This window comes from Acrocarpospora macrocephala (assembly GCF_009687865.1).
GTDB lineage: Bacteria > Actinomycetota > Actinomycetes > Streptosporangiales > Streptosporangiaceae > Acrocarpospora > Acrocarpospora macrocephala.
The window spans coordinates 17985-40303 of the sequence record NZ_BLAE01000017.1; the positions used below are offsets into that span (position 1 = coordinate 17985).

24 protein-coding genes are annotated in these 22319 nt (G+C 68.6%); 13 read left to right on the plus strand and 11 right to left on the minus strand.

Going from position 1 to position 22319, the window contains the following annotated elements; all coding sequences use genetic code 11:
• Nucleotides 1-17 precede the first annotated feature (17 nt).
• The 4 genes from Amac_RS16320 (at nucleotide 18) to Amac_RS16335 (ending at nucleotide 3759) form a co-directional block, all read left to right on the plus strand.
• Nucleotides 18-782: an HpcH/HpaI aldolase family protein gene (locus tag Amac_RS16320; protein WP_155355240.1), complete on the plus strand. Its 765-nt coding sequence runs from the start codon at nucleotides 18-20 to the stop codon at nucleotides 780-782.
• A gap of 103 nt (nucleotides 783-885) precedes the next feature.
• A complete protein-coding gene (locus Amac_RS16325; RefSeq protein ID WP_155355241.1) occupies nucleotides 886-1704 on the plus strand; it encodes a fumarylacetoacetate hydrolase family protein in 819 nt (272 codons plus the stop codon).
• Nucleotides 1701-2957 (plus strand): CaiB/BaiF CoA transferase family protein, encoded by a 1257-nt coding sequence (locus tag Amac_RS16330; protein ID WP_155355242.1) that lies wholly within the window; start codon nucleotides 1701-1703, stop codon nucleotides 2955-2957. The genes Amac_RS16325 and Amac_RS16330 overlap by 4 nt, the downstream gene beginning before the upstream one ends.
• 52 nt (nucleotides 2958-3009) lie before the next feature.
• On the plus strand, nucleotides 3010-3759 hold the full coding sequence (locus tag Amac_RS16335) for an enoyl-CoA hydratase family protein (RefSeq protein WP_155355243.1): 750 nt from the start codon (nucleotides 3010-3012) through the stop codon (nucleotides 3757-3759).
• 118 nt (nucleotides 3760-3877) lie between these two features.
• On the opposite strand, the gene Amac_RS16340 is transcribed toward Amac_RS16335, so the two are convergent.
• Together Amac_RS16340 and Amac_RS16345 are read right to left on the minus strand one after the other, a co-directional pair.
• Nucleotides 3878-5386, minus strand: a complete 1509-nt coding sequence (locus tag Amac_RS16340; RefSeq protein ID WP_155355244.1) for a CoA-acylating methylmalonate-semialdehyde dehydrogenase — start codon at nucleotides 5384-5386, stop codon at nucleotides 3878-3880.
• A gap of 91 nt (nucleotides 5387-5477) precedes the next feature.
• Nucleotides 5478-6563, minus strand: a complete 1086-nt coding sequence (locus Amac_RS16345; protein WP_170322515.1) for an ABC transporter substrate-binding protein — start codon at nucleotides 6561-6563, stop codon at nucleotides 5478-5480.
• Between Amac_RS16345 and Amac_RS53665 the strand changes: the two genes are divergently transcribed.
• On the plus strand, nucleotides 6562-6705 hold the full coding sequence (locus tag Amac_RS53665; protein WP_170322516.1) for a hypothetical protein: 144 nt from the start codon (nucleotides 6562-6564) through the stop codon (nucleotides 6703-6705). The two genes, Amac_RS16345 and Amac_RS53665, sit on opposite strands and share 2 nt — an antisense overlap.
• Here Amac_RS53665 and Amac_RS16350 read toward each other — a convergent pair.
• The 9 genes from Amac_RS16350 to Amac_RS16390 all read right to left on the minus strand — a co-directional run bounded on the left by Amac_RS16350 (nucleotide 6689) and on the right by Amac_RS16390 (nucleotide 14628).
• A complete protein-coding gene (locus tag Amac_RS16350) occupies nucleotides 6689-8197 on the minus strand; it encodes an aldehyde dehydrogenase family protein (protein ID WP_155355246.1) in 1509 nt (502 codons plus the stop codon). The two genes, Amac_RS53665 and Amac_RS16350, sit on opposite strands and share 17 nt — an antisense overlap.
• A 252-nt stretch (nucleotides 8198-8449) precedes the next feature.
• Nucleotides 8450-8824 (minus strand): DoxX family protein, encoded by a 375-nt coding sequence (locus Amac_RS16355; protein ID WP_155355247.1) that lies wholly within the window; start codon nucleotides 8822-8824, stop codon nucleotides 8450-8452.
• A gap of 158 nt (nucleotides 8825-8982) precedes the next feature.
• Nucleotides 8983-9585, minus strand: a complete 603-nt coding sequence (locus tag Amac_RS16360) for a TetR/AcrR family transcriptional regulator (protein WP_155355248.1) — start codon at nucleotides 9583-9585, stop codon at nucleotides 8983-8985.
• A gap of 138 nt (nucleotides 9586-9723) precedes the next feature.
• On the minus strand, nucleotides 9724-10947 hold the full coding sequence (locus Amac_RS16365) for an ABC transporter substrate-binding protein (RefSeq protein WP_155355249.1): 1224 nt from the start codon (nucleotides 10945-10947) through the stop codon (nucleotides 9724-9726).
• On the minus strand, nucleotides 10928-12028 hold the full coding sequence (locus tag Amac_RS16370; RefSeq protein WP_155355250.1) for a branched-chain amino acid ABC transporter permease: 1101 nt from the start codon (nucleotides 12026-12028) through the stop codon (nucleotides 10928-10930). The genes Amac_RS16365 and Amac_RS16370 overlap by 20 nt, the downstream gene beginning before the upstream one ends.
• Nucleotides 12025-12906: a branched-chain amino acid ABC transporter permease gene (locus tag Amac_RS16375; RefSeq protein WP_155355251.1), complete on the minus strand. Its 882-nt coding sequence runs from the start codon at nucleotides 12904-12906 to the stop codon at nucleotides 12025-12027. Before Amac_RS16375 ends, Amac_RS16370 begins: the two co-directional genes overlap by 4 nt.
• Nucleotides 12903-13655 carry an ABC transporter ATP-binding protein gene (locus Amac_RS16380; protein WP_155355252.1) on the minus strand — a complete coding sequence of 251 codons (753 nt, stop codon included), beginning with the start codon at nucleotides 13653-13655 and terminating at the stop codon, nucleotides 12903-12905. The genes Amac_RS16375 and Amac_RS16380 overlap by 4 nt, the downstream gene beginning before the upstream one ends.
• Entirely contained in the window at nucleotides 13652-14446 is a 795-nt protein-coding gene (locus Amac_RS16385) for an ABC transporter ATP-binding protein (RefSeq protein WP_155355253.1), read from the minus strand. Before Amac_RS16385 ends, Amac_RS16380 begins: the two co-directional genes overlap by 4 nt.
• 35 nt (nucleotides 14447-14481) lie before the next feature.
• Nucleotides 14482-14628, minus strand: a complete 147-nt coding sequence (locus Amac_RS16390) for a hypothetical protein (RefSeq protein WP_155355254.1) — start codon at nucleotides 14626-14628, stop codon at nucleotides 14482-14484.
• A 411-nt stretch (nucleotides 14629-15039) separates the two neighbouring features.
• Between Amac_RS16390 and Amac_RS16395 the strand changes: the two genes are divergently transcribed.
• From Amac_RS16395 to Amac_RS16430, 8 genes are read left to right on the plus strand one after another with little or no spacing between them, the layout of a single operon-like run.
• The gene (locus Amac_RS16395; RefSeq protein ID WP_155355255.1) at nucleotides 15040-16224 is read left to right on the plus strand and encodes a cytochrome P450; all 1185 of its coding nucleotides are present in this window, start codon (nucleotides 15040-15042) and stop codon (nucleotides 16222-16224) included.
• On the plus strand, nucleotides 16212-17249 hold the full coding sequence (locus Amac_RS16400) for an amidohydrolase family protein (protein ID WP_155355256.1): 1038 nt from the start codon (nucleotides 16212-16214) through the stop codon (nucleotides 17247-17249). The genes Amac_RS16395 and Amac_RS16400 overlap by 13 nt, the downstream gene beginning before the upstream one ends.
• Before the next feature lie 38 nt (nucleotides 17250-17287).
• Entirely contained in the window at nucleotides 17288-18199 is a 912-nt protein-coding gene (locus tag Amac_RS16405; RefSeq protein ID WP_155355257.1) for an ABC transporter substrate-binding protein, read from the plus strand.
• An 11-nt stretch (nucleotides 18200-18210) separates the two neighbouring features.
• The gene (locus Amac_RS16410; RefSeq protein ID WP_373869820.1) at nucleotides 18211-18873 is read left to right on the plus strand and encodes a 4-carboxy-4-hydroxy-2-oxoadipate aldolase/oxaloacetate decarboxylase; all 663 of its coding nucleotides are present in this window, start codon (nucleotides 18211-18213) and stop codon (nucleotides 18871-18873) included.
• A complete protein-coding gene (locus Amac_RS16415) occupies nucleotides 18866-19423 on the plus strand; it encodes a cupin domain-containing protein (RefSeq protein ID WP_155355259.1) in 558 nt (185 codons plus the stop codon). The genes Amac_RS16410 and Amac_RS16415 overlap by 8 nt, the downstream gene beginning before the upstream one ends.
• Nucleotides 19420-20673, plus strand: coding sequence for an NAD(P)/FAD-dependent oxidoreductase (locus Amac_RS16420; protein ID WP_155355260.1), 1254 nt, complete (start codon nucleotides 19420-19422; stop codon nucleotides 20671-20673). Before Amac_RS16415 ends, Amac_RS16420 begins: the two co-directional genes overlap by 4 nt.
• A 46-nt stretch (nucleotides 20674-20719) precedes the next feature.
• On the plus strand, nucleotides 20720-21037 hold the full coding sequence (locus tag Amac_RS16425) for a 2Fe-2S iron-sulfur cluster-binding protein (RefSeq protein ID WP_155355261.1): 318 nt from the start codon (nucleotides 20720-20722) through the stop codon (nucleotides 21035-21037).
• 50 nt (nucleotides 21038-21087) lie between these two features.
• Complete coding sequence (locus Amac_RS16430; protein ID WP_218041120.1) at nucleotides 21088-22185, plus strand: alcohol dehydrogenase catalytic domain-containing protein; 1098 nt, start codon at nucleotides 21088-21090, stop codon at nucleotides 22183-22185.
• Nucleotides 22186-22319 lie beyond the last annotated feature (134 nt).

A 22319-nucleotide genomic window follows, 5' to 3' on the forward strand; every position in this document is an offset into this window, starting at 1 on the left:
GTGCGGAGATTGACAGAATGACGGAGCCCATCGTGCCCGCGGGCTCGACCTCCCGGTCGCTACGGAGCCGCCTCGCCGATGGCGAGCGTGTGCAAGGCATCATCTTCGCCTTGCCCTTCACCCTCGAGCTCGAGATCGCGGCGCGTTGCGGGATCGACTTCTTCGTCGCCGACCTCGAGCATGGGCCCGCGGACTACGTGCATCTGCAACAGCACATCGCGCTGGCCGCGGCCCACGGCTGCGACGTCCTCGTTCGGACCCATGCCCACGACCCGTCCGGCATCTCCCGCGTCCTCGATCTGGGTGCGGCCGGTTTGATGTTCCCGCACGTGGGCTCCAGGGCCGAGGCCGAGCATCTCGTCGCCCTGGCCACGTACCCGCCTGCCGGTGTCCGGGGCCTGTCGACCAGCACACCCGCGGCGCGCTACGGCCGGTGGTCCGCCGCGCAGACCGTGGCCGACGCCCGCGAGCGGACTCTGTTGATCGCCATGGTGGAGACGGTCGAGGGTGTCGAGGACGCCCACGGGATCGCCGACGTCGACGGCATCGACGCGCTCTTCGCGGGGACTGTCGACCTCGCGGCGTCGATGGGGATGCCGGGCGCGGTCGGTGATCCTCGGGTACGGGAGCTCGCCCACAGCGTGGCGCCGCAGGCGCGACGTGCCGGCAAGTGGGTGCTGGAGGGGGCGGCCGGCTCGACCAATGGCCAGTTCGTCGTGCACAACGGAACCAAGCTCCTGACCGGTGCGTTCGAGCGCGCTTTCGGAACGCGGGAGACCTGATGCGCGTCGCGCCGCCGCTCCGTCTCAGCACGCCGTACCGACTCCCACCGCCGGGGCCGACACGCTCGCCTCGGACGCCCACGACTCGCAGTTAGGAGCAGCAATGCCGGAAACGCGGCGAATACTTCTGGACGGCGTCGTCACCACGGTGACGCGTGAAGCCGATGAGCTCGTCCTCGGTGACGGGCGCCGGGTGGCCGCCGCCAAGGCCGTCCACCTTCCCCCGTGCGTACCCATGAAGATCATCTGCGTGCATCTCAATTACGCGAGCCGGCGTGACCAGTTCGGCCACCCGGGGACGGCGACACCCACGTACTTCCACAAGCCGACCTCCTGCTTGAACAGCCACGGCGGGGCGGTCGTGAAGCCCGAGAACTGCCAGTACCTCAACCTCGAGGGAGAGGTCGGCATCGTCATCGGACGGACGGCACGCCACGTGCCGCCGGAACGCGCCGCGGAGTACATCGCCGGGTACACGATCGCCAACGACTTCGGGCTGCACGATTTCCGGGACACCGACGCCGGTTCCATGCTCCGGGTGAAGGGATCGGACACGCTGGGGTCCGTCGGCCCGGGTCTCGTCACCGACTGGGACTTCCGGGGAAAGTCCATCCGGACGCTCGTCAACGACGACGTGGTCCAGGAGGACACGACGGACGGCATGATCTGGGACATGCACTACCTCGTGGCCGACCTGGCCCGACTGATCACTCTGGAACCGGGTGATCTCATCCTGTCGGGAACACCGGCCAACTCGCGTCCTGTGGACATCGCCGACCGCGTCACGGTAGAGGTCGAGGGCCTGGGCCGGTTGACCAACCACATCGTCGCGGGACCTCCGGTGCCGGACTACGCGGGCGCCATGCCCACCGACTCCGAGCACGTGCGAGGGGTCGCGTACGGGACCGGGGTGCCCGCATGACCGCCGACTCGAACGACTCGGATGCGCCGCACGGACCCCTCGCCGGGGTGACCGTCCTCGACCTCACGAGCTACGTGTCCGGTCCGTTGTGCACCATGATCCTGGGCGACCTCGGTGCGATGGTGATCAAGGTGGAGGAGCCCGGGAAGGGCGACGGCATCCGGGCCTGGTCGGCCGAGGCGGGACCGGACAACGGCTACTTCCTCGCGGTCAACCGCAACAAGCTCAGCGTGGCTCTCGACCTCACGACCGAGGGGGGCCGGACAGCGTTGACGAGGCTCGTGGCGCGCAGTGACGTCTTCATCCACAACATGCTGGCGCGATCCGAGAAGGCGTTGCGCATCTCCGAGGAGGACATCAGGGCGATCAAGCCAGACATCGTCTACAGCGTGATCGCCGGCTACCCGCGCGGCAGCACCGAGCCGGCCTTCGACTTCATCATGCAGGCGGCGACGGGACTGATGGGTCTCACGGGTGAACCCGACGGCCCGCCGGTCAAGGTGCCCTTCCCGATCTTCGACGTCACCGCCGCCTACAACGCCTGCATCGGCATCGTCGCCGCGCTCTGTGGCCAGCGTGAACGTCGCTCCGCTCCCGAGGGGCGCCGGGTGGACGTCAACATGTACGACGCGGCGCTCGCGTCCATGCCGAACCTGCTCGGCAACTACCTGGCGGATGGCACGGTGCCCCACCGGACCGCCGGCAGCGTCCACGCGAACATCGCACCCTACGAGCTGTTCAAGACTGACGAGGGATGGCTGGCCCTCGGTGGCGGCACGCCCGGCCAGTGGACGTCGCTGTGCTCCGTGCTCGGCCTGGAGCGGCTTGCGGACGACGACCGCTTCAAGGACAACCCCTCTCGCGTCCGCAACCGCGCGGCACTGCACGAACTGATCGAGGCCCGGCTCGCCACCGCATCCATCGACACCTGGATCGACGCGTTGAAGGCGTGCCGGATTCCGGTGACGAAGGTCAACGACTTGGGCGCCGTACTGGCCAAGACGGACATGGTCCAACCAGTGGATCACCCGACGCGTGGCACGGTCCACCTGCCGACGAGCCCCATCGTCGTCGACCGCGCGCCCCACGCCGCGGGGAGCCCGCCCCCTCGTCTGGGCGAGCATACGCGCGACGTCCTGATGGCCGTGGGGGGACTCGAGGACGAGCAGGTCGACCGGCTGCGTGACGCCGGAATCGTCAGCGAACCCCCTGCCCGAGCAGAGGATCTCGAGGACGCGCGTGGGACGGGCTGACCTGTCGGCTGCCGGCACGAGCGAACCACACCATCAGCCAAAGGGAGAGACCATGGCACTCGTCCGTTACGCCGTCGAGCGGGGGTGCGCCGTCATCACGCTCGACTCGCCCCGCAACCGCAATGCGTTGTCGGCCCAGCTCATGCGGGAGCTGTCCACCCACCTGACCACGGCCGCCGAGTCGGACGACATCCGGTGCGTCGTCCTCACCCACACGGGTTCGACCTTCTGCGCCGGGGGCGACCTGGCCGAGGGCGTCTCGGCGCGGACCACGGAGCGGTTTCGTGACCTCCTGCGCCAGGTGGTCGAGCTGCCCAAGCCGGTGCTGGGGCGTATCGACGGGCATGTTCGCGCTGCGGGCATCGGGCTGGTGGGAGCGTGTGACATCGTCGTGGCGGGGCCCAGGACGACGTTCGCCTTCACCGAGGTCCGCATCGGCGTCGCGCCGGCGATCATCACGCTGACGACACTCAGCCGGATGTCGGAACGTGCGGCCGCCCGGTACTGCCTGACCGGCGAGACCTTCGACGCGACGACGGCCGCCGCCACCGGGCTGGTCACCGTGGCGGCGCAGGACGTGGACACCGAACTCGAGCGGATGCTGGAGGCGATCCGGGGCTGCTCGCCGCAGGGGCTCGCGGAGACCAAGCCGTTGACCACTCGAGGTGTCCTGGACGCGTTCGACGCCCGCGCCGTAACGTTGCAGCAGCAGTCCGCGCGACTCTTCGCCTCGCCGGAGGCACAGGAGGGAATGGCCGCGTTCCTGGAGCGGCGGCAGCCGCGCTGGGCGTTGCCTGCGTGACGTCGATCGTGCGGCGGGCATCCTGCGGGGGAGGCGCATCCCGAACGCCATTTTCAAGGCGCCGGACCAGCTCGGCGCCGACCGTCACCGGGACGAGCTGGCGCGAGCCCGGGTGGCGTCACACGTTGCGCGGGAAGCCGAGTTCCAGCCCGCCCTGTGGCCGGTTCGCGGGATCGATCCACCGCGTGGTCACCACCTTGCCGCGGGTGAAGAACTGCACCCCATCCGTTCCGTGTGCGTGGGTGTCTCCCATCAGCGACTGCTTCCACCCTCCGAAGGAGTAGTAGGCGACTGGAACCGGGACAGGGATGTTCACCCCGATCATCCCGACCTGCACGTCCGCCTCGAAGCGTCGCGCGGCACCGCCGTCGTTGGTGAACAACGCCGCCCCGTTGCCGTAGGGGTTCCCATTGACCAGCGCGACGGCCTCGTCGTACGTGCTGACTCGGACAACGCAGAGAACGGGGCCGAAGATCTCCTCCTGGTAGACCTTCATGTCGGGTGTGACGTGGTCGAACAGGGTGGGCCCCAGCCAGAACCCGTCCTGGATGCCGTCTGGTCGCACGTCCCTGCCGTCGACCACGACGGTTGCCCCGTCCTGCTCGCCGGCGTCGATGAAGGACGCGACCCGGTCACGGTGCGCGCGGGTGATCAGCGGCCCCATGTCGGCCTCGGGGTCGGCTTCAGCACCGACGACCAGTGTCCTCGTCCGATCGGCGACCCTGGCCGTGAGGTCGTCGGCGATCTCGCCCACGGCCACGAGGACGCTGACGGCCATGCAGCGCTGGCCGGCGCTGCCGTAGCCCGCGTTCACCGCGGCGTCGGCAGCCAGGTCGAGATCCGCGTCGGGAAGGACGACCATGTGGTTCTTGGCGCCGCCGAGCGCCTGCACGCGCTTACCGTGCTTGGACGACGCCTCGTAGACGTACTGGGCGACGGGAGTGGACCCGACGAAGCTGATGGACTGCACGACCGGGCTCTCGATGAGCGCGTCGACAGCCTCCTTGTCCCCCTGCAGCACGTTGAAGACCCCGTCCGGTAACCCGGCTCGCTTCCAGAGGTCAGCGATCCAGAGCGCGGCCGTCGGGTCCTTCTCACTCGGCTTCAAAACGACCGTGTTGCCGGTCGCGATGGCGAGTGGGAAGAACCACATCGGCACCATGGCGGGGAAGTTGAACGGCGAGATGATGCCGACGACGCCAAGGGGGTCACGCTTCGAATGGACGTCGACACCGGTCGAGACGGACTCAGAGTGGCCACCCTTGAGTAGGTGCGACACGCCGCAGGCGAATTCAACGACCTCCTGACCACGGGCGATCTCCCCGAGGGCGTCCGATGGCAGCTTGCCGTGCTCTGCGGTGATGATGGCGGCGAGCTCGTCCCGGCGGGAGTTAAGCAGCTCACGGAAGGCGAAGAGGATCTGGGTGCGCCGGGCCAGGGAGGTACGACCCCACGACCCGGCTGCCCGCGCCGCCGCCGCGATGACGTGATCGGCGTCCTCGCTCGACGCGAGTGCCACTCGGCCCGTCTCGCGGCCCGTGGCCGGATCGGTGACCTCGGCCCATCGTGTGCCGGTGCCGTTGAACGGCCGACCAGCAGCCCAGTGCGTGATGGTGACGTCGGACATTGTGGTGTTTCCCTCCGAGTAATGTCGCGGGCTACGCCGCTTGACCTGCCACACATGGGTCACGCGATCAGAACCTCCGCGACGATTCGCCTCAGCCGCGGTCCGCGTCGGTCGTGACCGCAGCGGCGTCGAAGTCGTTGATCTTCGCTACCAGGTCGTTGGTGTACAAGACGTTCGGGTCGACATCCTTGGTGATCATGCCGTTGTCGGTCGCGAACTTGACGGTGTCGGCGAAGGCGCGGTCCGGGTAATGGCCCCACAGCTTCTCGTCGGCACCGAGCTCCAGGTTCGGGATCTGGGCGTTGAGAATCGCGAGACTCTGCCTCATGGCCTCCGCGTCGTCGGCTCCGGCCGGTTTTGTCTCGGGCTGTGCCTTCCACATCATGGTGATGGCCGCCTCGGGGTTCTCGAGAGTGAACAACGTCGCCTTCGCGATCGCGCGCCCGATCGCCGCGTATGTGTCGGGGTCGTTCCTCAGGTTCTCCGCTCTCGTCAGCAGCCCGTGCTGGATGACAGCCAGCTGGCTCGTCGAGAGGTTGCGGGTCTCGAATCCGGCGTTCTTCCAGAGCACGGGGAAGACGTCGTTGACCAGCATGGCATCGACCTGCTTGCCCTTTATCGCCGTGAGCGCCTGTGTCCCACCACCGGTCGGGACGAGCGTCACGGCGTCAGGGGCGAGCCCGGCCTCGGCCAGGTAGGCCTTGACGTAGTAGACGCCGACCGCGGACAGGCTCTGGACGCCGACCTTCTTGCCCTGGAGGCCGCGCAGGTCCTTTATCTCGCTGTCCGCTGGGACCGCCAGGCTGTAGATCGGCCGACGGAAGTAGTTGTAGAAGTACTCCAGTCCCAGACCCTTACCTTCTTGAGCCGCGATGACCACGGGCTCTGGGCTGGCCAGCCCGACGGAGTCGGCGTCCCGGGCGACGGCCGTGGCGGCGAGCTGGCTGCTGTTGGTCAGGACGTAATTCACGTTGAGGTTCTCCTTCGCGAAGTACCCCTTCGCCTGCGCCACGGCGAAAGCCGAGTGGGACACGTCCCACGACGGGGTGGGCATGACGAAAGTGATCGACTTCGCCCCGCCGCCGGTCCCCGATTCGGCACCCGACCCGCAGGCAGCGAGCAGCGTGATGGACATGGCGACGAGCGCCGGCAATGCGATCTTCTTGTGGTGTCCCATGGGAATCTCCATAGTTCTTGGTCTGGCGGGAGCGGGACTGGTCGTGACGGCGCAGTTCGGCCCTCGGTGTTCGTTGTCGCTGGGCATCGGCTCGGAAGGTGTCCCGGTCGAGTTCGGCCGCTTCGTCACCTTCTGCTACTGATCCGGTCGCGGAGTTCCTCAGGGACGACGCCCTGGGGTGCGTTCTGATAGGTGACGGGCCGGAGGAACCGCCGAATCGCCGATGGGCCGACTGAGCTGTGCAGCGCGTTGCTGGCTGCGGGCCACGGTCCACCGTGAGTCATCGCTGCCGTGACCGCGACTCCGGTGGGATAACCGTTGTAGACGACGCGGCCGACCTTGGGGAGCACCGCCTCAGTGATCGCCGCGGTCAGCTCCGTCTCGTCCTCGGTGCTGTGTACGGCTGCCGCGAGAGCCCCCTCCAAGCCGGCCAGGCCGTCGATCATCCTTGACGCCGACTCGTACCGGACGACGATCGCGGCCGGGCCGAAGCACTCGCGGAGCATCGACCGGTCGAGATCGCTCAACGACACCTCCAGGAGCGCGGCTGTGGCCAGGCAGCCACCCTCGTAGTCGGGGTCGGATCTCCCGCTGGCGGGGTCGGCGACCCGGGCCACCGCCGTGACCCGGGGGTGGGACAGCAGCGCCTCGAGCCCGGCCTGGTACGTGCGTCGGGTCTGCGCGGTCAGCATCACCACAGGCGTCATCTCGGCGACGTGTGCTGCCGCGGCGGCGACCAGCCGGTCACCGTCCGGTCCGGCGGGCACGAACAACAGCCCTGGCTTGGTGCAGAACTGGCCGCCGTTCAAGGTGAACGATGCCGCGGCCCCCCGGCCGATCTCCTCGGCCCGCTGCTGGGCCGCACCGGGCGTGACGATCAGCGGATTCACCCCGGCGAGCTCGCCGTAGAACGGTATCGGATCCGGTCGTCCCGCAGCCAGGTGGTGCAGCTCGCGCCCGACCGCCAGCGAGCCGGTGAAGCAGACCGCTCGGATGCGCGGGTGCTCGACGAGCCGGCGCCCGGCGTCGGTACCGAACACCAGCTGCACCGCGTCCTCGGGAGCACCGGTTTCGGCAGCGGCCTGACGCCACGCCTCGAGCATCAGCACCGACGTCTCCGGGTGCCCTGGGTGGCACTTGACCACGACGGGGCAACCTGCGGCGAGCGCCGCCGTCGTGTCGCCGCCGAGCACCGAGAACGCGAAGGGGAAGTTGCCGGCTCCGAAGACCGCAACCGGCCCCAACGGGACGAGCATCCGGCGCAGATCCGGAACAGGCGGTTCCACGTCCGTACGCGCCGCCGTGACAACCGCCTCCTGGTAGGAGCCGTCCTCGACGACGTCGGCGAATAAGCGCAGCTGTCCCGCCGTACGCGCCAGCTCCCCGGTCAGCCGGTGGGAACCCAGGGCGGTTTCGCGGTCAGCGACCTCCAGCAGCTTCTCGCCGCGCTGCTCCACGACCGCGGCGATTCGGCGCAACAGGAGTGCCCGCGCCGCGCGACCCGAACGGACAAGTTCGCCAGCCACCCCCATCGCAGCCTCGGCCGCCGCGTCAGCGCGCGAGACCGATGTCGAGGCGGCGACCAACTGGACCCGCCGCCCGGTTCGCGGGTCGAGACTCCACACATCGCTCACGCTCACGCGCTCCCTTCGGTACCAGAGCAACCGCCACTGACCGACAAGTCATCGACGCTCGCCTTCACGTACGGCGAGCGCCGTCCATCGTCTTCGCCGCTCAGCGGTCCTCAATCGCCGCCGGGCCGCTCCAAACGCCCCTTGAGACGTCGATCAGATTGGTCCAGTGACAGGGTCGAAGGTAGCGGCTAACCGCCACGGTGGTCAATATGCTGAGTAGTCGGTCAATATACTGACCAACTTCTCGAGCGCTCAGCCGTTGACGTACGGGGCGAGCGCAACGGCGAGCAGGCCGCCCATGAGTCCGAGGTTCTTGAGGAACTGGATGCGGTTGGTCTTGCGCACCTGTGGATCGGTGTCGGCCCAGAACGCATGACCGGCGAGCGTCGTCGGGATCAGTGAGATCACCAGGCCGACCGCCGCGGCCTGCCACAGCAGGCCGGTGGCGACGCCGATGCCGCCCGCGACCATCGCGGCGCCATTGAATCGGACGGCGATCTCCGGGCGGGGGATGCGGAGCTTGGCCGCCATCGCGACACGCGCGCCGGGCGCGGCGACGGCCTCGTAGCCGAGCCAGATGAAGGGCAGGCCGATTGCGATGCAGGCAAGCCGAAAGGCGATGTCCATGGCTGAACTCCTGAAGGGGTGAAGGGAAACGGGTACTACTCGCCGGCGGTCATCGTCTGGATGTCAGGGGAGAGGACGGGGCGGGTGTCCGGACGTCACCGCGAGCAGGAGCGGCGGCTGGGACTGTCGTCACCGCATGCGTACGCGGCGTACGGTCCTCACCTGGAGTGCGTCACGTGGACCGAGTTTCGGAGCGCGTTGAGCACGTGCCGGATCATCTGGCCCGGAGTGTTGGCCTTGAGGAAGGTCGAGATACCGCCGTAGGTGAGTTCGAGGACGATCCCGCCGAGGTCGAGTGCGCTGATGCCCGGCTCGCGGCCGGGGAGGAGCTTGCTCTGCAGGAGCGCGCCGGCCTGTTCCCACTGACTCACGAAGAGCTGACGGTGCCGATCGCTCAGGGTGCCGTCGCGCTGCGCCCGACGCATGAACTCGATGGCGATGATGCCCCACTTCTGTTCGCTCGCACGGGAGTCGCACCACCGGGCGACGATGTCGATCACCTCGTCTGGATCCGTGACCTCGCGAAGCAGTTCGGAGAGCTCCTCGACGTCGTGGCCGGCATTCCCTTCGAGCAACTCCAGCAGGATCTCCTCTTTCGAGGAGAAGTTGGAATAGAAGGCTCCCTTCGAGAAGCCGGCCTCCTCGGCAATGCGTTCGACCGAGGCGCCGTCATAGCCGTCGCGCGCGACGACATCCAGCGCCGAGAGAAGGAGCTTCTCCCGCGTGAGTGCCTGCTTCTGCTCTCGCGTCAGCCGAGCCATTGGTACTTCACATCCGTTCGGTTGTTCTTGCGTTGCGCGCGGGTGTACCGCTCCTCCTTCACTGGAGGCAGATTATTGCGGCAACCACTCCTGCCGCCCGCCCGGGCTCACAGCGTAGGCCCGGGCGGGCGGCTCGATTCAGCCGGCGATGCCGGCCTTGGAGACATCGATGACGGAGTCGCGCGCCACCCAGCTCTTACCGTCGAACTCGTGCAGTTGGTATTGGTGAACCAGCCGGCCGTCCTTTTCGCCAGTGAGCGTTGCCTGGTCGATCAGCAAGGGGTTCTCCTCCTGGGAGAGCGAGTCCCACGCGGAGAGGAAGGCGTCGCTGCTGATCTGGTCTGCCGAGCGGAGGGCCGAGACGACGGCTGCCGCGAGCCCGTAGCCGGTGAGGGTGAAGGTCTGGCCGACGTCCGCGGCCGGAGCGTACTTGGCCATGTCGGCCCGGTACTGGGCCAGCGCCTTGTCGTCGCTCAGGGCGGGGTTCTGGGGATCCTTGAACCACTGGTAGGAGAGAGCTTTGACGACGTTCTCCGCGCCGGCGGGTTTGACCGTACTGGCGAAGTCGGCGTACGGGCTGCCGATGAAGATCGTCGGCTTGTACTTGATCTGGCCCATGTAGGACAGCAGTGCGCCGATGGTCGGCGGACCGTGGGTCACGACCAGCACGTTGACCCCTGCGGCCTTGAGCTCCGTCACCTGGGACGTCAGGTCCCCCTGGCCCGGCGGGACGCGTATGGCCTTCACCGGGGTGATGTCGGCCGCGGCGAGCCCGGCGAGCTGGCTCTCGGCGAGGGCGTTGTTGAATCCCAGGAAACCAACGACGGCCTTGGGGATGTTCTTCGCGATGTACCGCCCCTGGAGCTCACCCTCCCAGGCGATGTCCGGCACGAAGGCGCGCGTGTAGGGGAAGTTCTGGACGTCGCTCAGCTCCTTCTCTCCGCCCTGCACGATCTGGACGACGTGCGCCGCGTTGAGCGGCGGCCGCGCGGCGACGGAGATTCCGCCGAAGTTGATGATGATCGTCGCCTTGTCGCGCTCGGCGAACTGCCTGTTGTTGGAGACCATGCGGGCCGGGTCGAAGGCGTCGTCGACCACCTTGAAGTCGATCTTCCGCCCGTCGATGCCGCCGGCGGCGTTCACGGCATCGAAGTACGCCTTGGCCCCGGAGGCCGAGGCGCCCGCGGACACCAGCGGACCACTGAGCGGGTAGCTGGCCCGGATGACGATGTCGCCGCTGCCGTCCGCCGTGCCCTGAGCCGTGCCCTGAGAGGACGCGGCGCGCCCGGAGCATCCCGCCACAACGACCGCCAACGCCGCCATGGCCACGGCCATGACCTTCTTACTTCTGTAGCGCACCATGAGTATCCTCTCGGTCGGGGCCTACGTGAGGTCGGACATCTGCTTGTTGAGGGCTGCCTCGCTGGCCCGGCCCGCACGGGATCCGCGCACTGGAGGTGCGTCCCCTTTGGGGCCCGGTGGCGCGATGTGCCAGGCGCGAGAGATCGCCGATGAGGCCGGACGGGGCGACGATGAGGGTCAGGACGAGGCCGCAGGCGTAGACGAGCTGGGACCAGTTGCCCGCGGACTCGGCGCCGACGATGTTCTCGGCGAGCTTGGGGAGGTAGATCACGATCGCCGCGCCGACGAGGGAGCCGGCCCAGGTCCGGCTGCCGCCGACGACGCTCGCCGCGAGCAGCGTGATCGAGAAAGGCACGAGATAGCTGTCCGGTACGGCGATCGCCGCGACGAGCGCGTAGAACGCGCCCCCCGTCCCGGCGACCGCCGCGCTGACGGCGAAGGCCATGAGCTTCGTGCGGTTGACGTTGACCCCGTTCGCGGCTGCCAGGAGTGTGCTCGTTCGGACGGCCGCGAAGGCTCGGCCGAGCCGGCCGGTGACCAGGTTGCGCAGCACGAGGAGGGTCAAGGCCAGCGCGGCGAGGCACACGAGGAAACCGAACTGCGGCTCGGTGAGTCCGCTCCAGGCAGGGGGCTCGATCGGGGAGTGCGCCATGAAGATGCCGAAGGTCCCGCCCGTGATCGGCTTGAGCCGGATGAGGAGCAGCGGGAAGATCGCCGCCACGGCGATCGTGAGCAGCCCGAGGTTGGCCCCGCCCATGGTGAGGCCGAGCACGCCGAGCAGCAGGCCGAGGGCCAGGCACACGGCGCCGCCGACGGGGACCGCGGACCACCACGGCCATCCGTACGTGGCCACGAGAATGATCGCCGCGTAACCGCCCAGCCCGAAGAGGGCGCCGTGACCGACGCTGATCTGGCCGGAATGCCCCAGCAGGAGGTTCAGCCCGGCGACCGCCATCGCGACGGCGAGCATGCGCGTGAGGTCCAGCAGGTCGTAGTCGGAGACGACGAAGGGGACGACGACACCGATCACGAGTGCGGCGGCCCAGCCGATGGGGACGGCGCGGCGCAGGTGCGTGTTCATACCCTCACCGTCCTGGTCTTGCCGAAAAGTCCCGCCGGCCGCAGCATCACGACGAGGGCGGTGAGGGCGAAGGGCGCGACGATGGCTAGATCGCGGCCCAGTCCGGGTACGTACCGGCTGGCCAGGTTGTCGGCGATGCCGATCAGGACGCCCCCGACGACCGCCCCCACGCGGCTGGACAGCCCGCCGAGCGTGCCGGCGGCCAGCGCCAGGAGGAGGGGGAAGGCCATCATCCCGGGTGAGAGCGTGAGGACGGGCGCGGCCACGACCGCGGCGAATGCGCCGACCGCGGCGGCGACGGCCCACCCCACCATGAGCCACAGGCCTTGGTGCTGGCCGAGGAGGGTGGCCGAGGCGGGATTCTGCGCCACCGCGCGAAGCCGCAATCCGACGCTGGTCCGGTTGAACAGCAGTGCCGTCGCGGCCATGACGGCGAGCAGCGTGATCAGTGACCCGGCCTGCTGCACCGTCATGTGCAGCCCCGCGAACTCGATCAGCCCTTTCCCGAACGGGCTGGGGAAGGTCCGCGGGTCGGTCGTCCAGATGATCGACATGAGCGCGTTCAGGCCGAGGAGCAGGGCGACGCTGAGCGTGAGCAGAGAGAGTTCGCCGGCGCCCTCCAGGCGCCGGACCAGCACTCTCTCGATGAGCGCCCCACCGCCTGCGGACAGAGCCACGGTGAGGGGAAGGGCCACCCAGAAGCCCACGCCTGCCTGGGTCAGGACCAACGTCACGTAGGCCGACAGGGTGGCCATCTCCCCCTGGGAGAAGTTGAGCATCCCCGTGCCCTGGAAGATGACGCTCAGCGCGAGCGCGAGCATGCCGTACACGAGCCCTGTGCTCAGTCCGTCCAGCACCTGCTGGAGCAGTTCGGTCATTTTTCGTCCTCTACCGGATCGCCGGCCGCTTCTCCCAGGTAGGCGCGCCTGATCACGTCGCCGTCGCGGAAATCCGCCGTGGGCCCGGCGGCGGTGACACGGCCGCCCGCCAGGACGACGGCGCGGTCGGCGATGCGCAGGGAGAGCCGTGCGTTCTGCTCGGCGAGCAGCAGCGATGTGGACCACTCACCCCTGATCCCGGCCAGGACCTCGAAGAGCTGCTGGGTCACCATGGGCGCCAGGCCCAGTGACGGCTCGTCGATGAGCAGCAACTGCGGGCGCGCCATCAGCGCACGTCCGATCGCGAGCATCTGCTGCTGCCCGCCTGACAGGAGCCCCGCGGCGCGCCGTCGCATGTCCGCCAGCACCGGGAACGTCGCGTAGACCTGGGCGAGATCCTCGCGCGTCGTCGACCGCCGTCCTTTCGGGCGGGCCAGGCCGCCGAGTCGCAGGTTCTCCTCCACGGTGAGGTCGGGGAAGGTGCCCCGGCCTTCGGGCACATGTCCGATGCCGGCGCGGGCGGTGCGTGCGCCGCTCCAGCCGCCGATGCTCACCCCGGCGAGGGTGATCGCGCCACGCGTCGCCACCACCCGGGAGATGGCCCGCAGGAGCGTCGTCTTGCCGGCTCCGTTGGGCCCCAGGAGTACGACGATCTCGCCCGGGGAGATGCTGAGGTCGATCCCGTGCAGGACCTCCACCGACCCGTACCGCGCGACGAGCCGCCGGGTCTCGAGCAGTCCCGTGCTCACGTCTCCACCTCCGCCCAGTCGTCGCCGAGGTAGGCGGCGACGACTTGCGGATCGGCCGCTATCTCCGCGGGGGGCCCGGCGACCAGGAGACGTCCCGCGTCGAGGACGACCACGTGGCGCGACACCCGCATCACGAGGCCCACGTCGTGCTCGACGAGGACGCACGTCATCTCGATGGCCGCCGCGAACTCCTCGATGTCGTCGAGCAGCTCGGACGCCTCGTCCGCGCCGAGTCCCGCGGCCGGTTCGTCGAGCAGCAGCAGCCGGGGCTCGGCGAGCAGGGCCCTGGCGACCTCGACCCGTCGCCGGTCCCCGTGGGCCAGGCTGCCGACGGGGCGCACGTCCGCTCGGGCGAGACCGAGGCGCGACAGCAGTTCGGCTGCCCGGGCACGCATCGAGGTCTCGTCCGACCTCATCGCGGGCAGCCGCAGCATCGAACCGATCAATCCCCCGCGCATCTTCGGGTGCGCGCCCAGCAGGACGTTGTCGAGCGCGGTGAGGTCCGGCACGAGCAGCGGTGTCTGGAAGGTGCGCGCGACGCCGAGTGCCGCGCGCCGGTCGGCGCGCAGCCGGCTCAGGTCACGACCTTCGAGCTCGACCGCGCCCTCATGGCGGACGACTCCGCTGATGCAGTTCAGGAGTGTGGTCTTGCCCGCTCCGTTCGGTCCGATCACCGCGGAGACACCGCCCGCGGGGATCGAGAATGAGACGTCCTGGAGTGCTCGGACCCCCCGGAAGCTGACTCCCAGGGCGCCGACGCGCAACGCGATGTCGGGTGGTGGATCGGTCATCGTCGGCACCGTCCTTGTCTGCGTGAGGTCGCCGATCAGGGCGAGCACCGGTGGTGCCCGCTGTCCATCGACTCGTCGACCTTCGCGTCCTCGACGTGGACGGCGTCCTCGATCGCCGCGACCTCACCGACCATCGGGTCCGAGGGCGCGAGCACATTGAAGGCGGTGTCGTTCACTGTCATCTCACTTCTTCGTGAGACGGGGACGGTCCGGGGCGAGTCCGGGGTAACGAGGGCCGTGGCACAGGGCAGCTGTGCTGACGGCGCTGTGACATCCTGCACGGGATCTGGATTCCGGACGGTATCTGCTGCTGATGGCGGTGTCAACAACTCGTTCATCCCGGCGAAACACGCCTGCCATGCGGCGGTCGCCGGGATGCCCATGGGGGCGTCGGGCCGGTTGCGGGCTCATTCCAGTGCGTCGCCGCAGGTCCGGCGGCCCTCGATGGCTGACACCGCCAGGCTCGATGGGGTATTGACACCGCAAGATGTGTTACATACCGTACGGTATTCAAAGTCCATACGGTTTCTCAGTGGATCGCGACCGCCGACTGAATCCGACCTTCCCGTCAAGGCTGAATCGAGGAAGATGACATGTCCGTATCGGAACTGACGGACGAGAACCTGTACCGGGACCCCTATCCGGTGTACGCCCGATTGCGCGAGGAATCACCGGTGGCCTTCTTCGAGGGCACCAAGGAATTCCTCGTCACGCGTTTCGAGGACTGTCGCGCGGTGGGTTCGAACGATCGGGTGTTCGGCCCGTCCGGCAGCCCCGACCGGCCGGAGGCGCGCGTCATGGGCATGCCGAATGTGCTGAGCATGAGCGGTGAGGAGCACCGACTGCTGCGGACGGGCATCGACGACAACCTGACGCAGGCGGCGGTCCGCGGTTACGTGGAAATGCTCACGCGCCCGGTCGTGGCGGACTACCTCGCCCGGTTGAAGCTCCGGGGCACGGCGAATCTCACCGCCGACCTCTTCGAGCCGATCTCGGTCCGCTGCGTCGGGAACGTCATCGGCCTCACGGACACCGCGAACGAAACCCTGGTCGAGTGGTTCCACGCGATGGCGGCGGGCCTGCAGAACGTGAGTAACGACCAGGCCGTTTGGGATCGGCTCGACCGGACCCTGGCCGAGATCGAGGCGCAGCTGGGGGCGCTCTACGAGCGGGCGCTCGCCAGGCCGGACCACACCCTGATGAGCCATGTGATGCGCGGCGGTATGCCCGAGGGGCAGGTGCGCAGCCTCGACGAGATCCTGCCCACGATGAAGGTGATCATCCTGGGCGGCCTCCAGGAGCCCGGCCATGCCGCCGCGAACGCTTGCGCGGGCCTGCTGCTGAACCCCGACCAGGCGAAGGTGGTCGCCGCCGACCCGGCGGAGCACGCGCTCCGCGCGTTCGACGAGGGCTTGCGCTGGATCGCCCCGATCGGGGTCACGCCACGGGTCGCCGCCGAGGACGTCGTCGTGGCCGGCACGACCATCCCGGCCGGAGCCTCGGTCGCCATCGTCATGGCCTCGGCGAACCGGGACGAGAACCGCTTCGACAATCCCGACGGGTTCGACATGTTCCGCAAGAAGCGTCCGCACCTTTCCTTCGGCTTCCGGCCGCACTTCTGCTCGGGTCACGCACTCTCGCGGGCGATGGGCCAGATCGCGCTCGATGAGGTCTTCCGGCAGCTGCCGAACCTGCGGCTGGACGACAGCCGCCAGATGCAGGCCAAGGGCTGGCGTTTCCGCGGTGTCACGGATGTTCCGGCGACATGGGACGCGTGAGCAGCCTGGCCATCGACTGCCATGGCCATTTCACGACCGAACCCCCGGAGTTCCACGCCTTCCGCAAGGCTCAGATCGCCTTCGCCGAAGGGCGATCGCAGGAACGACCCGCCTACTCCGGGATCGACGACGACGAGCTCCAGCGGATCGTCGCGCAGAACCAGCTCCGGATGCAGCGGGAACGGGGCTCGGCCTTGACGATCCTGTCCCCGCGCGCGTCGGCCATGGGCCATCACGTCCCAGGACAGGACATCGCCACGGAATGGGCCCGGCTGTCGAACGACACGGTCCGGCGCATCTGCGAGCTCTTCCCGCGGAACTTCGCCGCCGCGTGCCAGTTGCCCCAGACGATCGACGGTGACCTGGAGCCCGTGCTCACGGAGCTGGAGCGCTGCGTGGGCCACGGCTTCATCGGATGCAACCTCAACCCGGACCCCTCAGGAGGGCACTGGTCGGCGCCGCCGCTCTACGACCGTTGGTGGGATCCGCTGTGGGAGACCATGACCCGGCTGGACGTGCCGGCCATGATCCATGTTTCGGGCTCCTGCGAACGCGCCCTGCACACGACGGGGGCGCACTACATCGCCGCCGACACTGCCGTCTTCATGCAGTTGGTCGAGGGTGACCTCTTCGAGCGGCATCCCGCGCTGCGGCTGATCATCCCGCACGGCGGCGGTGCGGCCCCGTACCACTGGGGGCGATACCGGGGCCTGTCCATCATGCTCGGCAAGCCTCCGCTGTCCGAGCACCTGATGCACAACCTGTTCTTCGACACCTGTGTCTACCACCAGGCGGGCATCGATGCCCTATTCACGGTGATCGCCCCGAAGAACCTGATCTTCGGGTCCGAGCTCCTCGGCGCCGTGCGCGCCGTGGACCCGGAGACCGGGCACCCCTTCGACGACACCAAGCGCTACATCGACGAGCTCGGCCTGGACGACGAGACGCGTCACGCCGTCTTCGAAGGCAACGCGCGACGCGTCTACCCGAGGCTCGACACGCTGCTCACGGCACAAGGGCGCTGAGCGAGCGCTCCTCTTCCCGACCACTGGAGGTTCCATCGATGACTGCTGACCTGACACGAGTACGGTTCGCCGGCGGCGCCCAAGGTTTCAACTGGCTTCCGGTCTTCGTCGCGGAGGACCAGGGCCTGTTCGCGAAGTACGGTCTGGTGATCGACTACCTGCGGCTGGGCTCGGTCGACAAGGCCACCTCGGCCGTGCGGGACGGCACGGCCGATCTGGCGATCACGCCGCCCGAGGGCGCGGTCTCCGACTTCGTCTCCGGCGGCGCTCTGCGCATCGTCGCCGCCAACTCGCTCCGCCTTCCGATGTCGCTCGTCGCGCAACCCGGGATCGGCGGCATCGCCGAGTTGCGGGGGAAACGGATCGGCACATCCTCCCTCACGGAGGGGACGGCCATCTACACGCAGATGATGCTCCAGCCGGAGGGCCTGTCGTATCCCAGTGACTACGAGTTCGTCCTCGCCGGTGTGCACACCACCCGGTGGGACGCGCTGCAGAAGGGCGAGATCGACTGCGCTCCCCAGCCGGCACCGTGGAACTTCCTGGCCGAACGGCAGGGATACCGCCTCATCGGCGAGGTGAACGACGTACTCCCGGAGATCATCTTCGCCGCGGTCATTGCCCATGCCGGCTGGACGTCGCGGAACCGGGACACCGTCACGAAGCTGGTGGCCGCACTGGCCGAGGCCCACGACATCGTGAACGACCCGGCCCACGACGCCGTCACGCTGCCGATCTACCAGCGGATCACGACGCCCGACGACCCGGACCTGGCCGCGAGGGGTCTGTCCTACACGCGGGACATGGGCATGTGGCCGAAGAATCTCGAGGTCGCGCCGACGGCCCTGGAAGCCACCGTGGACGTCATGATCCGCACCGGGCTGCTCGCGCCGGAACGGCGCGCCGAGGCGGCAGGCGTCCTCGACCCGAGCTTCGTGGCCGTGAGTTGAGCATGGCACGCGTGGTGACGACGATAGCGCGCACCGAGGCGGCGATCTGTGACGGATTCGCCGAACTCGGCGTGGCGACCGTGCACGAGGCGCAGGGCCGGACCGGGCTCTTCGGCTCCCAGCTGCGCCCCCGTCAAGCCGGGACGACCGTCGCCGGGACGGCCCTCACCTGCGAGGTGGCGCCGGGGGACAACTGGATGATCCATGTGGCGCTCGAACAGGCGCAAACGGGCGACATCCTGATCGTGACCCCGACCACGCCCTGCGACGACGGCTACTTCGGCGATCTCCTCGCCACGTCCGCGCAGGCCAGAGGCATTCGCGGGCTCGTGATCGACGCAGGGGTGCGCGACGTCGCGCAGTTGCGTGCGATGGGATTCCCCGTCTGGAGCAAGACCGTCAGTGCCCAGGGAACCGTCAAGGAGACGCTCGCCGACGTGCAGGTTCCCATCGTCTGCGCCGGTGCCTTGATCACGCCAGGGGACGTGATCGTCGCGGATGACGACGGCGTCTGCGTGGTGCCGGGAGGCACCGCGGCCGCAGTGCTCGAAACGGCCCGGCGTCGCGCGGCGGCCGAGGAAGAGAAACGCCGGCTCTACGCGTCCGGCCTGCTCAGCCTCGACGTCAACGAGATGCGGACCCGGTTGCAGGAGAAAGGACTGGTCTATGAGTAGGTTCGCGCCGCCGGACGTCCCGCGGCGTGTGACCACCGGCACCAGGAACGGAAAGTCCGTCGTCGTCAGCGACGGTCCGGTCCCGAACGCGCACCACTACACGTCGATCCCCGGGATGATGACCTCGGTCGTCTACGCGACCGCCGCGACTCCGCCGCTGCCGCAGGACGACGGCGAGTGCGCGCCGGCGGGACTCCTGGTGCCGCCGGCACCCGGCGAGACCCGCCTCATGATCGTCACCTTTCCACCGGACTCGTCGATGGCGCGCCCGGAGTTCGACCCGGCCGCCGCGGATGCCGAGCAGCGGGAGTTCATCCCCGGTCTGGCCGAGCGGTTCGAGGCGGACGCGCCAGGGATGCACCGCACGGAGACGGTCGACTACGACATCGTCCTCGATGGGGAGATCTGGCTGGAGCTGGACGACGGGGCCACGACGCGGCTGCGGACCGGCGACGTGGCGATCCAGTGCGGCACCCGGCACGCGTGGCGGAACAAGACAGACCGGACCGCGACGATGTGCTTCGTCCTGATCGGCGCCGTGCCGCGATGACATCGGCACACTCCACCATCGAGCACTTCGACTGCCTCGTCGTCGGCGGCGGACACGCGGGCGCGGAGACCGTGATCGCTCTTCGGCAGGCAGGGTTCGAGGGAGGTATCGGCCTGCTCGGGGACGAGCCGGTGCCGCCGTACGAACGTCCTGCCCTCTCGAAGGATTACCTGGCAGGCAAGCAGGACTTCGAGCGCCTGCTGCTGCGTCCATCGGAGTTCTGGACGAAGCACGGGGTGACGCTGCGCCTCGGCCGGAGGGGCGAAGCCGTCGACCCCGAAGCCCGCACGGTCACGTGTGACGATCACACCACGATCGGCTACGGCGTGCTGGTGTGGGCCGCGGGAGGCCGACCGCGCGCGCTGACGTGCCCCGGAAACGACCTGGACGGCGTCCGCACGCTGCGCAACAAGGCGGACTGCGACCGGCTCATCGCCGTCCTGCCGCGGAGCCATCACCTCGCGGTGATCGGCGGCGGCTACATCGGCCTCGAAGCCGCGGCGGTGCTCCGCGAACTCGGCAAAGAGGTAACGATCATCGAAACGCTGGACCGGGTTCTCGCCCGCGTCGCCGCGGAACCGGTGTCCCGCTTCTTCGAGGCCGAGCACCGATCCCGCGGGGTGGACCTGCGCCTTGGCACCGGCGTCACCGAGATCCTGGGACGCGAAGGGGCCGTGAGCGGCGTGCGCCTCACGGACGACACGGTGATCCGGGCCGATCAGGTCATCGTGGGGATCGGCATCGAGCCGGCGATCCAGCCGCTCCTGCGTGCGGGGGCGGAGGTGGCGTCCGGCGGGACCGGCGTCCTGGTCGACGACCTCTGCCGCACGACGCTCGCGGACGTGTACTGCGTTGGCGACTGCGCGGTGATGAGGAGCGGGCCCGGCGTCCGCATCGAGTCACGGCAGAACGCCTCGGAACAGGCGCGCACGGCCGGCAAGGCGATCAGCGGGCACCCCCAGCCGTTGCGTCTCGTCCCGTGGTTCTGGTCACACCAGTACGACCTGCGCCTCCAGACCATCGGCCTGAGCCTCGGACACGACCAGACCGTCCTCCGCAGTGACCCCGGCGGGCGAGGCTTCTCTCTCTTCTACTTGAAGAACGGCGCGGTCATCGCTCTGGACTGCATCAACGCGACCCGGGACTACGTGCAGGGGCGCAAGCTCGTGGAAGCCGGAGCGCACATCGACCCCGCACTTCTGTCCGATGTACGGACACCACTGAAGGAGATCGCCGCGGCGACGGCCTGATCCGCTGCGCCGATCACAGCCTCATCGCCAGGAGGAGCAACGAACCATGCACTTCACTGTCACGACACGGGACGGCGTGGCCCACACGGTGGAAGGCCGCGAGGGTACGTCGCTGATGCAGAACATTCGCAACGCCGGGATCGAGGAGCTGCAGGCGATCTGCGGGGGAAGCATCTCCTGCGCGACCTGTCACGTCTACATCGACGCTCTGCCCGGCGGCGCCGAGCTCCCACCTGCGTCGCGGGACGAAGGGGATCTTCTCGACGCGTCCGACTATTTCGAGGACAATTCCCGCCTGTCCTGCCAGTTGATCTTCGGCCCCCAGCTCGACCGCGTGCGCGTGACGATCGCGCCCGAGGACTGACGAACGCCACGGCGGCACTCCGCTTCAAGAAAGGCATGATGGTGCAACTGATGCGCGCCGCGCGACTGCACGCGGTCGGCGACAAGATGGTGATCGAGGACGTGGAACGCCCGACCGCCGCCGGCACGGACGTCGTGGTGGCGGTGAAGGGCTGCGGCATGGTGCCCAACCTGGCCAACGTGCTCGCGAACTGGGAGTCCTGGTATCCCCAGATGCCGCTCCCGCCACGTCCGGCGATCTTCGGGCTCGATCCCGTGGGCATCGTGCACGAGGTCGGGGAACTCGTCGTCAACGTCAAGCCCGGGGACCGGGTCTACGTGAATCCGGGACGCTCGTGCGGTGCGTGTCACGCCTGCACGTCCGGCACTCCGCAGAGATGCGACTTCTGGACGTTGAACGGCTACTTCGGCTACAACGACAACAGCCTCGAGATTTTCCGGCGTTATCCGCACGGGGGCTTCTGCGAATACATGCGCGCCCCGCAGAGCGCCCTCGTCAAGCTCCCCGGCAACCTCGAGTTCCGGCAGGCGACCCGGATGGGGTACCTCGGAACGTCCTTTGCCGCGGTAAAGAAGCTGGGCCCCCTGGCGGGTAGGTCGCTGATCATCAACGGTGCGACGGGAACGCTCGGGGTCGGCGTCACCCTCGTCGCCCTGGCGCTCGGCGTCTCACGCATCTACGCCGTGGCGCGCGGGACCCGGTTGCTGGAGCGACTGCGGGCGCTGGCCCCCGACCGGATCGAGACGTTCTCGAACGTCGAAGGCAGTACCGCGGCCTGGGGGAAGTCGTTGACCGCCGGCCGGGGTGCGGACCTCATGGTCGACACGCTCGGCGCCGTCGCCTCACTCGACTCGTTCAAGGACGCGATGCACGGCGTGAAGCGCGGCGGCCGGATCGTCAACATCGGGGGGACGGCCGGTGAGCTCGGCCTCGACGTGAAGTGGTGGATGGACGAGCAGATGGAGCTGATCGGCTCAGTCTGGTTCACCACCGCCGAAGGGATCGAGCTGGCCGAGATGATCCGTCACGGGGTGATCGACATCTCGGTGCTGCAGCCCAAGAGCTGGCCACTCGACGAGATCAACGAGGCGATCTCCGGCGTCGCCAGCGGCGACGGCGGCTTCACCAGCTACCTCGTCGAGATCTGATCGCGGGCATCGCCTTGAGCCTGCCGGGACGCCCCGGCGCCGTCACAACGCCTTGCGCGCCGGGGAGTCGCTGCCCGTTCGCGTTCACCGATGAGAGAAAGAGAAACTCCGCACCGCTTGATGGGAACGGCCCT